This is a genomic window from Nocardia sp. NPDC051929 (assembly GCF_044548645.1).
Taxonomy (GTDB): Bacteria; Actinomycetota; Actinomycetes; order Mycobacteriales; family Mycobacteriaceae; genus Nocardia; species Nocardia sichangensis.
Map to the genome: position 1 here is coordinate 76,229 of NZ_JBIUCG010000006.1, position 13,171 is coordinate 89,399.

13 protein-coding genes are annotated in these 13,171 nt (G+C 69.2%); 9 read left to right on the forward strand and 4 right to left on the reverse strand.

What is annotated here, in order from left to right; genetic code table 11:
- The first annotated feature begins 555 nt into the window (after positions 1 to 555).
- Both ACIHAX_RS09375 and nudC read left to right on the forward strand, forming a co-directional pair.
- Positions 556 to 1,611, forward strand: a complete 1,056-nt coding sequence (locus ACIHAX_RS09375; protein WP_355079967.1) for an NAD-binding protein — start codon at positions 556 to 558, stop codon at positions 1,609 to 1,611.
- A 45-nt stretch (positions 1,612 to 1,656) separates the two neighbouring features.
- A complete protein-coding gene (gene nudC / locus ACIHAX_RS09380) occupies positions 1,657 to 2,562 on the forward strand; it encodes an NAD(+) diphosphatase (protein WP_355079965.1) in 906 nt (301 codons plus the stop codon).
- Between the two features lie 37 nt (positions 2,563 to 2,599).
- Here nudC and ACIHAX_RS09385 read toward each other — a convergent pair whose 3' ends face one another.
- Positions 2,600 to 2,830, reverse strand: a complete 231-nt coding sequence (locus ACIHAX_RS09385; RefSeq protein WP_379256129.1) for a mycoredoxin — start codon at positions 2,828 to 2,830, stop codon at positions 2,600 to 2,602.
- A 117-nt stretch (positions 2,831 to 2,947) separates the two neighbouring features.
- Here ACIHAX_RS09385 and ACIHAX_RS09390 point away from each other — a divergent pair, with 117 nt between their 5' ends.
- The 6 genes from ACIHAX_RS09390 (at position 2,948) to ACIHAX_RS09415 (ending at position 7,507) form a co-directional block, all read left to right on the forward strand.
- The gene (locus ACIHAX_RS09390; protein WP_364431384.1) at positions 2,948 to 3,370 is read left to right on the forward strand and encodes an SRPBCC family protein; all 423 of its coding nucleotides are present in this window, start codon (positions 2,948 to 2,950) and stop codon (positions 3,368 to 3,370) included.
- Complete coding sequence (locus tag ACIHAX_RS09395) at positions 3,367 to 3,810, forward strand: EVE domain-containing protein (protein ID WP_355079959.1); 444 nt, start codon at positions 3,367 to 3,369, stop codon at positions 3,808 to 3,810. The genes ACIHAX_RS09390 and ACIHAX_RS09395 overlap by 4 nt, the downstream gene beginning before the upstream one ends.
- Positions 3,811 to 3,819: 9 nt before the next feature.
- Complete coding sequence (locus tag ACIHAX_RS09400) at positions 3,820 to 4,287, forward strand: MarR family transcriptional regulator (RefSeq protein WP_355079957.1); 468 nt, start codon at positions 3,820 to 3,822, stop codon at positions 4,285 to 4,287.
- Positions 4,288 to 4,447: 160 nt separating this feature from the next.
- The gene (locus ACIHAX_RS09405) at positions 4,448 to 6,595 is read left to right on the forward strand and encodes an ATP-dependent DNA helicase UvrD2 (protein WP_356960790.1); all 2,148 of its coding nucleotides are present in this window, start codon (positions 4,448 to 4,450) and stop codon (positions 6,593 to 6,595) included.
- A 113-nt stretch (positions 6,596 to 6,708) separates the two neighbouring features.
- Positions 6,709 to 7,047, forward strand: coding sequence for a hypothetical protein (locus ACIHAX_RS09410; protein WP_355079953.1), 339 nt, complete (start codon positions 6,709 to 6,711; stop codon positions 7,045 to 7,047).
- 136 nt (positions 7,048 to 7,183) lie between these two features.
- Positions 7,184 to 7,507 carry a WhiB family transcriptional regulator gene (locus ACIHAX_RS09415; RefSeq protein WP_379256123.1) on the forward strand — a complete coding sequence of 108 codons (324 nt, stop codon included), beginning with the start codon at positions 7,184 to 7,186 and terminating at the stop codon, positions 7,505 to 7,507.
- A 302-nt stretch (positions 7,508 to 7,809) separates the two neighbouring features.
- Here ACIHAX_RS09415 and ACIHAX_RS09420 read toward each other — a convergent pair whose 3' ends face one another.
- From ACIHAX_RS09420 to ACIHAX_RS09430, 3 genes are all read right to left on the reverse strand, one after another.
- Positions 7,810 to 9,153, reverse strand: coding sequence for an AarF/UbiB family protein (locus ACIHAX_RS09420; RefSeq protein WP_364431393.1), 1,344 nt, complete (start codon positions 9,151 to 9,153; stop codon positions 7,810 to 7,812).
- A 359-nt stretch (positions 9,154 to 9,512) separates the two neighbouring features.
- Positions 9,513 to 10,388: a hypothetical protein gene (locus ACIHAX_RS09425; protein WP_356960793.1), complete on the reverse strand. Its 876-nt coding sequence runs from the start codon at positions 10,386 to 10,388 to the stop codon at positions 9,513 to 9,515.
- A gap of 85 nt (positions 10,389 to 10,473) precedes the next feature.
- On the reverse strand, positions 10,474 to 11,886 hold the full coding sequence (locus tag ACIHAX_RS09430) for a zinc-dependent metalloprotease (protein ID WP_355079947.1): 1,413 nt from the start codon (positions 11,884 to 11,886) through the stop codon (positions 10,474 to 10,476).
- Positions 11,887 to 12,013: 127 nt separating this feature from the next.
- Here ACIHAX_RS09430 and ACIHAX_RS09435 point away from each other — a divergent pair, with 127 nt between their 5' ends.
- The gene (locus ACIHAX_RS09435; protein ID WP_356960796.1) at positions 12,014 to 13,039 is read left to right on the forward strand and encodes a PDZ domain-containing protein; all 1,026 of its coding nucleotides are present in this window, start codon (positions 12,014 to 12,016) and stop codon (positions 13,037 to 13,039) included.
- Positions 13,040 to 13,171 lie beyond the last annotated feature (132 nt).

Genomic DNA, 13,171 nt, shown 5'->3' on the forward strand with positions numbered 1-13,171 from the left:
TGGCTCGCACCGAGCGACCGCCAACGCCGCGCTTGCCTGCGGTGGTCCGCTCGACAGTCTGCCGCTGCGGCCCGTGAACCGAGCCGGGCTCGAATGAGCAGGTACCCGGGTCGGGTGAAACGACACGGATCGTGTTGGCGTCCGCGGCCGAGCTGGCGTCGGATGCGCCGCGACGAAGGAGACGGGGCGCTGTGTCCGCGAGGAAGGAGCAAGGGCAGCGATCCTGTAGCCGACCACTACGAACCGCGTACACCTGATAGCGAGCTTCGATGCCGACGTGCCCAGCGCACCCCCACCACGTCTTCCGAGCGAAGCGAGACCGAGCATCCGCCGTGGGGGGGGCCGGGGGGGGGGGGGGGGGGGGGGGGGGGGGGGGCCCCGCGGGCCCCCCCCCCCCCCCCCGGGGCCCCCCCCCCACCCCCCCCCCCCCCGGGGCCCCCAAACACGCCGCGACGCAGTCGCGGCAAATCCAACACAGTAGGCTCCCCGGTGTGCCGGAGGGACAAGGATTACCGGGTATGACCGACACGAGCGACGAAACGACGGGTGTGCCCGGTGTTCGGTGACCGAGCGCGCAGCCTGGGCTTGGCCAGCAGGCCCGATTTCGCCCTGGTCGGACTGCTGCGCATCCCGGAAGTGCAGACCAGTCCGTGGATTTCGCTGACCAGACGGGTGCTGTTCGCGACGGGGCTGCTGTTCCTGGCAGCGCTGGTGGTCTACCTCGGACGCGACGGGTACCACGACAACTCGGGCAACGAACTGTCGTTCCTGGACGCGTTCTATTACGCGACGGTGTCGCTGTCGACCACCGGATACGGCGACATCCACCCGGTGACGCCCGAGGCGCGGCTGGCGAACATCGTCATCATCACCCCACTGCGCATCCTGTTCCTGATCGTCTTGGTCGGAACCACGCTGGGCGTGCTGACCGAACGTTCCCGGCAGGCTTTCAAGATTCAGCGATGGAGGCACACTGTGCGCAATCACACCGTGGTCGTCGGATACGGCACGAAGGGGCGGACCGCGATCGACGCCATGCTCGGCGACGGGGTGCAGCCCGCCGACATCGTCGTTGTCGACACCGACGTGGTCGCCTTGGAGGCGGCCGCGAACGCCGGGCTGGTCACGGTGCACGGCTCGGCGAGCCAGTCCGACGTGCTGCGGCTGGCCGGTGTGCAGCACGCCGACTCGGTGGTGGTTGCCACCAATCGCGACGACACCGCCGTGCTGGTCACCCTGACCGCCCGGGAGCTGAACAAGGCCGCCAAGATCGTGGTTTCGATCCGAGAGGCGGAGAACACCCACCTGGTCCGCCAGTCCGGCGCGAACTCGGTGGTGGTGTCCTCGGAGACGGCGGGCCGGTTGCTCGGCATCGCGACCACCACGCCCACGGTCGTGGAGATGATGGAAGACCTGCTCACCCCGGAGGAGGGCTTCGCCGTCGCCGAACGCGAGGTGGAGCCGTCCGAGATCGGCGGCTCGCCACGGCATCTGAGCGATATCGTCCTCGGTGTGGTGCGCAACGGGGTGCTCTACCGCGTGGGCGAGCCGGAAGTCGACGCGGTCGAGGCGGGCGACAAGCTGTTGTACATCCGTCGAGCGGGCAAGTGACCCCGGCGCGAACCGGCCGCGCAGCTTCGGCGATAGTCTCGAACCGTGTCGGCATTTCAGCTCAATAGCGTTCCGTTGCTCTCCCGTTCTGTCGTCGACAGGGCCGAGCACATCCGAGGTGATGCCCAGGCCTTGAAGGAGGGCTGGGCCGAGGCCAGGCTCCTGCGGATCAACCGCCGCGGGCAGGTGCGCCTCGACGAAAGCGCCCTGATCCTGGACCCGGCCGTGGAGTTCTCCGCCGAGCCGAGCCCGGACGCGGTGTTCCTCGGTGTAGAGGAGGGCGTCCATCTGTGGGCGGTGCGTGATCCGGAGCTGGAGGGCGCGCTGACCGACCTGCGCGCGCTGGCCGGCGGCGCCGTCGACGACCGCACCGCCGCGTTGCTCTCGACCGCGATCGCGTTGCTGAACTGGCACGACAAGGCCGGGTTCCACGGCGCGGACGGCACCGTCACCATGTCGGCCAAGGCGGGCTGGTCGCGCGTCACCGAGAGCGGTTACGAGGAGTTCCCGCGCATCGATCCGGCGGTGATCTGCCTGATCCACGACGGTGGGGAGCGGGTGCTGCTCGCCCGCCAGGCCAGCTGGCCGAAGTCGCTGTTCTCGCTGCTGGCCGGGTTCGTCGAGGCGGGCGAGTCGCTGGAGCGCTGCGTGGAGCGCGAGATGCGCGAGGAAGTCGGCCTCGACGTGCGCGAGATCACCTACCTGGGCAGCCAGCCGTGGCCGTTCCCGCGCTCGCTGATGCTCGGCTTCGCCGCGGTGGCCGATCCCACACAGCCGCTGACCTTCACCGATGGTGAGATCGCCGAGGCCGACTGGTTCACCCGCGCACAGGTGCGCGAAGCGTTGGCGGTGGGCGACTGGTCGAATCGGGACGGGGGCGCCCGGTTGCTGCTGCCCGGCTCGATCTCGATCGCGCGCACGATCATCGAATCCTGGGCCGCGATCGACTAGCGCGCGCGGGCCGATGCGACCCGCGCGCGGCGGCTGATCAGGACAGACCGGCGAGGACCTGCTTGACTGCCGCCAGCGACGGGTTCGTCGCGGTGGAACCGTCGGCGAACTTCACGGTGGGCACGACGTGGTTGCCCCCGTTCACGCTGCCGACGAATTCGGCCGACGCCGGGTCTTGCTCGATATCGATCTCGACGTAGCCGATGCCCGCCTCGTCCAGCTGCTTCTTGAGCCTGCGGCAGTAGCCGCACCAGGTGGTCGAGTACATCGTCAGGGTGGGGTTCGCGTCAGTCACGGACACTGCAACGCCGGACGTCCGCGCACTGTTCCGACTCGAACGATATCCCGACTTGCGCGACATTTAGTATGCGCGCATACTAAATGCATGACGATCATCGCCACCGCGCAGGCCACCTCCAGTGCGCCGCCGACCGCCTTCTTCGCCCGCTGGGCCGACATGGCCACCTGGCCGGAGTGGAACACCGACACCGAGTGGGTGCGCTTGGACGGACCGTTCGCCGAGGGCGCCACCGGGACGTTGCGGCCGAAAGGCGGCCCGAAGATCCGGTTCGTCGTCGCGCGTCTGACCGATCGCGAGTTCGTCGACGTCTCGAAGCTGTTCGGCGCGCGGCTCACCTTCGCCCACGAGGTCGCCGTCGCGGAAAACCGCACCACGGTCACCGTCACGGTCTCGATCGACGGACCGCTGCGCTTGTTGTGGATCAAGATCCTGGGCGCCGACTTGGCGAAATCCGTGCAGCCCGACCTGGACGCACTGGTGGCCGTCGCCGAGGGGGTCCCGGCATGAGTGCTACCGGTTCGAGCACGAAGTACTGGCTTGCCGTCGTGTCCAGGGAACATGTCCGGCGCGGTGTCGAGCTGGGCATCGCCCAGGCGAACCACGGCAAGCGCGCTGCGGTGGAACGCATGCGGCCGGGCGACGGATTGGTGTACTACTCGCCGCGCGAGGGCATGCGGGCCGGAGCGCCGGTGCGCTCGTTCACCGCGATCGGCACCATCGACGACCACCCGGCCTGGCAGGCCGACCCGCAGGACGGCGGTTGCTTCCGGCCGTGGCGCCGTTCGGTCAGCTACCGAGCCGAAGCGCGGGAGGCGCCGATCGATACGCTGCGTGACGAACTGGACCTCACCAGCGTGCCGAACTGGGGGATGATCCTGCGTCGTGGCCTGATAGAACTCAGCCCGCACGACTACGCGCTGATCGCGCGGGAGATGACCGACGAGTGAGGGAGGCCGATGCACGAGGCGGGGGACGGCGGACTGCGTTCCAGATTTCGCGCGGCAGAGGAAAGTCCCGGACTGTTGCTGTGGCAAGTGACCAACCGCTGGCAGGCGGCACAGCGGGCGGCGCTCGCTCCCTTCGACCTGACCCACGTGCAATTCGTGCTGCTGGCTTCGCTCACCTACCTCGCCGCCGGCCGCGAAGATCCGGTCCGGCAGCGTGACCTGGCGGAATACGCCGCCACCGATCCGATGATGACTTCTCAGGTGTTGCGCGCCCTGGCGCAGAAGGGTCTGATCGAACGCCGCGACCACCCCAGCGACCGCCGGGCGAAGGCCCTGGTCGCCACCGAAGCGGGCGTGGCGCTGGTGAACCGGGCCATCGTCGCGGTGGAGGAATGCGACGCGGAGTTCTTCGCGCCGCTCGGCTCGCAAGACAGCGCCCCCTTCGCTCGTTCCCTGCGGTTGCTGAGCGACCGCTGAACGCCACGCGCCCGGCCGCCCGAAGCGGCGACGAGGCGTACAACGGGCGGTCGCGTGCGGCGCACGGCTACCGCGCCGATGCCGTCTCTTGCCTCGGTGCCGGTCTGCTCGCGAGCGGCTGCTCCCGACCGCGACCGGTTGTGTGTCGGTGGGCGCTGTCATGATGGATCGCGTGCCCGCTCTCGACCTCGCAGACCTCGATCCCGAGCAGGCCGCCGCCGTGCGAGCACCGCGCGGCCCGGTGTGCGTGCTCGCGGGCGCGGGCACCGGAAAGACCAGGACCATCACCTATCGCATCGCGCATCAGATCGCGCAGGGGCACGTCAAAGCCGATCAGGTGCTCGCGGTGACGTTCACCGCTCGGGCCGCTGGGGAACTGCGGACCCGGCTGCGGGCCCTCGGTCTCGGCGGGGAAGCGACCCAGGTGCAGGCGCGGACGTTCCACGCGGCGGCGTTGCGGCAGCTGAAGTACTTCTGGCCGCAGATCGTCGGCGACGTGCCGTGGCGGCTGATCGATGCGAAATTCCCGATCGTCGCGCAGGCGGCGCACCAGGCCGGGCTGTCCACGGCCACTGACAGCGTGCGCGACCTGCTGAGCGAAATCGAGTGGGCGAAAGCCTCGCTCATCGCTCCGGAGGATTACACGGCGGCGGTCGCGAAGCAGCGGCGCGAGACGCCCTACGAGGCACTGCGTGTCGCGGACGTCTACGCGGGTTACGAGAAGCTCAAGGCGACGCCGGACGGGCTGCTGCTGGATTTCGACGACCTGCTGCTGCATACGGCCGCAGCGCTGGAGGACTATCCGGCGGTGGCCGACGAATTCCGCGGCCGCTACCGCAGTTTCGTCGTCGACGAGTACCAGGACGTCACCCCGCTGCAACAGCGCGTGCTCGACGCTTGGCTCGGCGACCGCGACGACCTGACCGTCGTCGGCGACGCCAACCAGACCATCTATTCGTTCACCGGCGCCACGCCGAGCTACCTGCTGGACTTCTCCCGGCGCTTCCCCGACGCCACCGTGGTCCGGCTGGAACGCGACTATCGGTCGACTCCGCAGGTGGTGTCGCTGGCCAATCGGGTGATCGGAGCGGCGCGCGGGCGCATCGCGGGTACCAGGCTGCAACTGATCGGCCAGCGCGCCGACGGGCCCGAGCCGGTGTTCGCCGAATACGACGACGCGCCGGCGGAGGCCGCGGCGGTGGCCGAGGCGATCGGCCGGCTCGTCGCGGCGGGCACACCGACCGCCGAGATCGCCGTGCTCTATCGGATCAACGCCCACTCGGAGAGCTACGAGCAGGCGCTCACCGAGCGCGGTATCCCCTATCAGGTGCGCGGCGGCGAGGGCTTCTTCGCGCGCGCCGAGGTCAGGCAGGCCGTGCAGGCACTGCGGCAAGCCGCCGCCCGCGACGACCTGCCCGACCAGGCGCGCAGCGGCAACTCCCTGGTCTCGCTGGTCCGCGCGGTGCTCGCGCCGCTCGGCCTTACCGCCACGGAACCCGCGGGCGCCCAGGCGCGTGAACGTTGGACCTCGCTGGTCGCGCTGGTGCGGCTGACCGAGGAACTCGTCGGCCACGACGACCGGCTCGACCTCACCGGGCTGCTGCGCGAGCTCGCGACTCGCGCCGAGGCCAGGCATCCACCCACGGTGCAGGGCGTCACGCTGGCCTCCCTGCACGCCGCCAAGGGGTTGGAGTGGGACGCGGTGTTCCTCGTCGGGCTGTCGGACGGAACCATGCCGATCGCGCACGTCCTCGCCGACGACGGCTCCGTCGCCGACGAGGCGGCGCTCGAGGAGGAACGGCGGCTGCTCTACGTCGGGGTCACCAGGGCGCGCGAACATCTGCGGCTGTCCTGGGCGCTGGCCAGGAACGAGGGCGGCAGGCGCAGCAGGCGGCGTTCGCGCTTCCTCAACGGTCTCGTGCCGGATGATTCGCCCGCCTCGCGGATCGCGGCACCGCCGTCGGCCCCGAACGGTGTCCGCCCGACCTGCCGGGTCTGCGCGAAACCGCTGATCGGCACCTACGCGACCATGCTCGGCCGCTGCCGCCGTTGCCCGGCCGAGCTGGACGCGGAATTGCTTGCCGCACTGCGGGACTGGCGTGCGGAGAAGGCGGAGGCGCTGCGGGTGCGCGAATTCGTCGTGTTCACCGACACCACGCTCACCGCGATCGCCGAACAACAGCCCGCCGACGACGCCGCGCTGGCCGCGATCGCGGGCATCGGCGCGAAGAAGATCGACCAGTTCGGCGCAGATGTGCTCGCGATCGTGGCGTCCCGGCTTCGATCCACATCACAAAACCGCAGGTAGAAAATAGGTTGTCCCGCTCGACGATCTTGCCTATGGTGGATTTCACGCACCGGGAGGGCATCTCGGCGCGCACAGTTACCGACACACAACGAGTACAGGAGGGAGGCAGAGCAATGGACAACATCATGAACTTCGGCGCCAGTGGCGTTGCGGTCTATGCGCCCATGGCGGCCTCCCGGGGGATCCTCGCCTTGCAGGGGATCGGTCTGTCCGGAATCGGTGCGTTCGGCATGTCCGGCACGCAAGTGAATTGCCTTGCCATGCATGCGTCGAACCGCACCCAGATTCAGGGCAAGCCCAGCGCGGGCTGGCACCCGACGGCTGTCGAGGCAGCAGTCGGTGTCTTCGCGGATGAAGTCGGCTTCGAGCCGGCGGATCCGCGGGCAGCACGCCTCCGCACCGCACACCCAGCGACCGTGAACAGGACTCGACACAGATGTCGACCTAGGTAGGGAACTCCTCCCCGACCTCCTGGCCACGGATCGCAAGACAGCGAAACCGTGGCCAGTATTCTCCGGCCCTTCAGCCGACCGGCACCGGTTTCGCCACAACAAACGAACCGCTGCAAACGAGCTGAAGGAGAACGACGTGTTCACCGCACAGAGTTGGCCGCAGGCCACTACTGACGTGACATGCCGAACCGTGGCGTCGCCTACTCGGACCCAGGAGATCACCAAGGTCCTGCCCTGCCGTGCTGGAGACCCGGACCTCTGGTTCGCCGAGAGCCCGGTCCAGTTGGAGCAGGCCAAGGCGCTGTGCGCGACCTGCCCGATCCGCAAGGGCTGCCTGAGCGCCGCCATGGATCGTGGTGAGCCATGGGGTGTTTGGGGCGGTGAGATCTTCGACCAGGGTGTCGTGATCGCCCGCAAGCGTCCGCGTGGTCGTCCGCGCAAGGTCGCGGTCCCGGCATGAGCCGGGGAGTGACTTCCCTCCCTCCGGTCGATGTGCTCGATTCGGTCGGTCCCGGCACGGGCCGAGCCAACGAACGAGAAAGCAGACCAGCCGCCCACCGTTGTCTGGTGGGCGGCTGGTCTGCTTTGCAGCGCCTGCGGCGCTGCGTGTTCGCGGCCGCGAGACGGGCCGCGAACGGTGCTCGTAAGACTCGCACCCGACGGGGCCGGGGGTGGCGTGAAGTTTCTTTTTTTAGTTGCGCGCTTTAGTTGCGCGGTTCAGCGCGGGGGTTATCGCTTCGACCGAGTTCGAGGGGATTCTGCTCAGGAGGCGGTGCGTTCCTCGCTGAAGCCGGGCATCCAGGTGCGGACCAATTGCATGAACGGCAGTTCGGCGTCGAGTTGCGCCAGGATGCCGACGGAGCCGCCGAGTACCCGGAAGATCATCACGTACTGCGCCGGAAGTTGCAGTGCGCGTGCGGTTTTCATCTCCGGGCTGGAGATCTCCGAAGCCTTGCCCGCGACCCGCTGCATCCACCTGCGGGTGAAGTGGAACGAGTCGGCCTGGATCGGGTCGGTGAACGGCCGCAGGTAGTCGGCGATCTCCTGGTGGGTGACCACTCGGCCGGGGATCACCCAGCCGTGGTCGTATAGCAGTTCGGTGAGTTCGGCGAATCGCTCCTCGACCGCGAGGGCCAGCATTCGGCCCAGCACCGGGGGGAAACCGTCCGGCATCGGTGCGCAGGCTCCGAAATCGATCACCGCCAACTTGCCGTCGGGCAGCATCATGAAATTGCCCGGGTGCGGGTCGGCGTGCAGGAGTCCGACCACCTCCGGGGAGGAGAAGTGGAACCGGCCCATCAGCCCCGCGACGCGATTGCGCAGCGCACGGGTGCCCTCCGGATCCTCGGCGCCCTGCTTGATGATCGTGGAGACGGGGACGCCGTCCAGCCATTCGGTGACGATCACCTTCGGCGCGCTCGCCACCACCTTCGGCACCACGATCTCGGCGTGCCCGTCGAAGCCCTTGGCGAATGCGCGCTGGTTGGCGGCTTCGTTGCGGTAGTCCAGCTCCTCTTCGGTGCGCTCGGTGATCTCGGCGAGAATCGGCTTCACGTCCGCGCCGGGGATCACGGAAGCGACCAGACCGGACATGCGAGACAGGGTCTTGAGATCGGCGCGCAGCGCCTCGTCGGCGCCGGGGTACTGCACCTTCACCGCGACGGTGCGCCCGTCCGACCACACCGCCCGGTGCACCTGCCCGATGCTGGCCGACGCGGCCGGGGCGTCGTCGAACTCACGGAAGCGGGTCCGCCACTGGGTGCCGAGCTGCTGGTCGAGCACGCGGTGGACAGTCGCGGCCGGCATCGGCGGCGCGGCGGCCTGCAGCTTGGTGAGCGCCTCGCGATAGTGCTCGCCGAACTCCTCGGGGACCGCGGCCTCCATCACGCTGAGCGCCTGCCCGAACTTCATCGCGCCGCCCTTGAGCTCGCCGAGCACCGTGAACAGCTGCTCCGCGGCCTTCTGATTGAGCTGCGCGTTGATCTCCGACTTGTCGCCTCCGGCGAGCTTCTTGCCGAACCCCACGGCCGCCCGCCCGGCTATGCCGAGTGGAATCTTGGCCAACTTGGCGTTGCGGGACGAGCGACGGCGCACGATCTCAGACACGTACCCATCATGGCGGACGGACCGGCCGGTCGGCCACGGCAATCTTGATCACCATCGGCTTCAGTGCGCATGACCTGCGGAAACGAGTGCGCACATGCATGCGGGGTACCGGTCGCGTCCGCGCCGACCGAGGGTGTGAATCCGAATTCAGTTCGAGAGTCGCGTTCGGGATGGCGGGGCTCATCCAGGGCAGATCAGCTTCAGCGAGGTATCCGGCCGCCAGTCCAGCGCGGCGAAGGTGATCTTGTCCCGCGCCCGCCACGCCCACGGTGCGGAGTCAGTGACCGACGTCGCCGTCGTTGGGGTGGACCGATGCGGTTCGTGCTCGCGGTCGCCAGATGAGTTCCTGGGTGGAGGCATCACGGCGGTATTCCGACGCCGTGCGCTGCGGAAAGGTGCACGCACCCGCAGTCGGGATGGCGGTCCCATCGGCGGCGATCGAGGGTGTGGGAGTCCAGGTCCAGTTCCAGCGTCGCGTTCAAGGTGGCGGGGGTTCGTCGGGGCGAGCAGTCGATGATCGTTTCGAGTTCGGCGAGGGCGATTGCCGTGGTGGCGGCGATTCCGGCGGGGGAGGCGTGGCCGATGCGGCCGAGTAGTTGGGCCGCCAGGTGTGGCCAGTCGGTGTCGTTCCGTGCGCGGATCAGGTCCGCGCAGCGCAGGCAGCTGGTGACGCCCGGCAACACCAAGGGACCGATGACGCCCTTGCTGTCGCGGATGCGCAGTGAAAGATGCGGGATCTGGTGCAGCACTAGATCACTCACCAGTCGGGGGTCGGGCATCAGCGTGTCGGCGAGCACCACGAGGTCCACTCCCCAGGACCGCGCCGTCGCCGTACCGGTGGGGTAGTCCCGGGAACGGCTCGGCCGCATACCGAGCGCCCGCAAGCCGGCCGACACCGCGTCCGACAGCGGCCCGAGGCCGTGTACTCGCACTGTTCGCACGTGACCGGCCCGGTCCTCCGGGTGGTCCAGCAGTCCGGCTTCGTCGACCAGCGTGAGCAATGCCACGGCGCGTTCGGCATCGATACCGCATTCTCCGGCGCGCCAGATGATCTGCGGCTTGGTGCGCAGACCGTCGAGCAGGCGGAGGAAGGTGACGACGGTCTCCGCGTCCATGCCTTCCGGATCGAGCACCACGGCGGTTTCCGGATCGCAACCGAGTTGGACGACGCCGGTCGGGCGGACCAGGACGGTAACCCGCGGCCGCAATCGAGGACCACGACACATCGTTGTCATGTCATCAGTATGCGAACCTCGGGGGGTGCGGCCCGTGGCGAAATCCTTGGTTATCCACAGGATTTCGCGTCATCCACAGCCTGAATCAGGAGGATTCGCCGCCTTCTTTGCCCAGGTCGGGGCCGGTGTCGTCGTCCTTTTGCTCGCGTGCTGCTCGCTCACGAGCCTCGGTTTCGGCCAATTGCGCCAGCGGGTCGTCGAAGACGGTGGCGCCGCCGCCGATGACCGAGTCGATGAAACCGGCGGGGGAGTCCAGGTCGTCGGAATCCGGCAGCAGGTCCGGGTGCGCCCACACGCGGTCGCGGGCGGTCATGCCCGCGTCGCTGGTGAGCCTGCGCCACAGCGCCGCCGCCTCGCGCAGCTTGCGCGGACGCAACTCCAGCCCGACCAGCGTGGCGAAGGTCTGTTCCGCGGGACCGCCGGTGGCGCGCCGCCTGCGCAGCGTCTCCGCCAGCGCGCCCGCGCCGGGCAAGCGGTCGCCCACGGCGTCGGCGACGACCACCTGCACCCAGCCCTCGATGAGCGCCAGCAGCGTTTCCAGCCGTTCCAGCGCCTGCTTCTGCTCGGGCGTGGTCTGCGGCTCGAACGTGCCCTGGGCCAAGATCTCCTCGAGCTTCGACGGATCGGTCAGCGACATCGGGTCGATGTTCTGCGCGGCCTGCTCCATCGCGGAGAAGTCCATCCGGATGCCGCGCGCGTAGTCCTCGACCGCGCCGAGCACCTGCTGACGCAGCCACGGCACGTGCGCGAACAGCCGCTGGTGGGCGGCCTCACGCGCGGCGAGGAACACCAGGATCTCGCTTTCCGGCTGCTCCAGTCCGGCACTGAACTCCGAGATCGCCGCGGGCAGTAGCGCCGCGGTGCCGGTGGGGCCGAGCGGAAGGCCGATGTCGGTGGAGGTCAGTACCTCTTTGGCGAGCTGGCCGAGCGCTTGGCCGAGCTGCGATCCGAAGGCCAGGCCGCCCATCTGGCCAAGCATGCCGACCATCGGCGCGGCGAACTGCCTGGCCTCTTCCGGCAGCGCCGCGGTCCACATGCCCGAAATCTGCTCGGCGACCGGGTCGCACAGCCGCTGCCAGGTGGGCAGGGTCTGCTCGATCCAGTCGTTGGCGGTCCACGCGACCGTCTTGGCGGCGCCCGCGGGCAGGGTGGTCGCGCCGTCGAGCCAGAGTTCGGCGAGGTGCGCGGCGTCGGTCACCGCGCTCGCGGCGCCCGAGCTCACCGGGGCGACGGTCGGGCCGAGCTGCTGGCGGGCCAGCCGCTTGGCGACGTCGTAGTTCACCGGCCCGGCCTGCGCCGAGCCCGGTTGTCCCATGCCGCTGAGCATCTGGCCGAGCGAGGTCAGCATCTGGCCGAGTTGCGCCGGGTCGAACCCGCCCGCGCCGGACCCACCGATACCGAAACCGAACGGGTCGTTCGGGCCGGGACCGCTCGGCTCGTCACCGCGCTTGCGATCGTCGTCGTCGCGGTTCGAGAATCCGAAGGGGAGGTCGTTCATGCTCTTCACGTTACGCGTGTAGCACAGCGTCCCTGTGTTCGCGCGGCGCGAAACCGGAGGCGGCGCGCCCGGGCGAAATGACCGCCTCCGCCCACTCACGCCGCGGGCTGTCATTACTGTGGTCCAGGTGAATCGTCGGATCCTCACCCTGGTGGCCGCACTGATCCCGGTGCTCGTGCTCGGTGTCGTCGGCAGCGTACTGACTGTGCCGTTCGTCGCACTCGGGCCCGGCCCCACCTTCAACACCCTCGGCACGGTGGACGGCAAGGACGTCGTCGATGTGCGGGGCACCGAGATCGATCCGACCACGGGTCATCTCAACATGACCACGGTGTCGGTGCGCGACGGGCTGAGCATCTTCGAGGCGTTCGGCTTCTGGGCCAGCGGCAAGCACGGCCTGGTGCCGCGCTCGGAGGTCTACCCGCCCGGCGTGTCGCGCGAGGAGATCGACAAGTCCAACCAAGAGGACTTCAAGGACTCGGAGGGCAACGCCGAGGTCGCCGCCCTGCACTACCTGAACCTGCCCACGGTCGTGCTGCTGCGCAAGGTGTCCGACGACGGGCCCGCCCACGACGCGCTGCGCGCGGGTGACGAGCTGATCAGCATCAACGGCACGCCGATGACGACCCCCAAGGATGTCGTGACCGCGGTCTCGTCCCAGGCGCCCGGCAGCACGCTCACCGTGGTTTTCCGGCGCGACAACGCCGAGCAGACCGCGTCGATCGTGCTCGGCGCCCGCCCCGGCGACCCGGCCAAGGGCTACCTCGGCGTGACGCCGGGCGAGGGCGCCCGGCCGCCGCTCGAGGTCGCGTTCAATCTCGCCGACATCGGAGGCCCCTCGGCGGGTCTGATGTTCAGCCTGGCCCTGATCGACAAGCTCACCCCCGGCGAACTGGACGGCGGCAAGTTCGTCGCGGGCACCGGAACCATCGATCAGGACGGCAAGGTGGGGCCGATCGGCGGCATCCAGTACAAGATGATGGCCGCGCGGGACGCGGGCGCGGAGACCTTCATGGTCCCCGCCGCCAACTGCGACGAGGCCAAACAGCGGACTCCCGACGGCCTGCGGCTGGTGCGCGTCGAGACACTCACCGGCGCGGTGCAGTCGCTCAACGAGATCAACACCGGCAAGGAACCGGTCGGCTGCGGGTGAGCCGGATCGCTCGGTCGGTCGACAACCCGCGACGGAAGCCGCGCGACTCGCCCGGACCGCGCAGCGGCTGGTGATCCCGACCGAAGAACGCCGCGCGCCCGGCCGTTGAACCGCGATCGGGCCGCGCAGCGC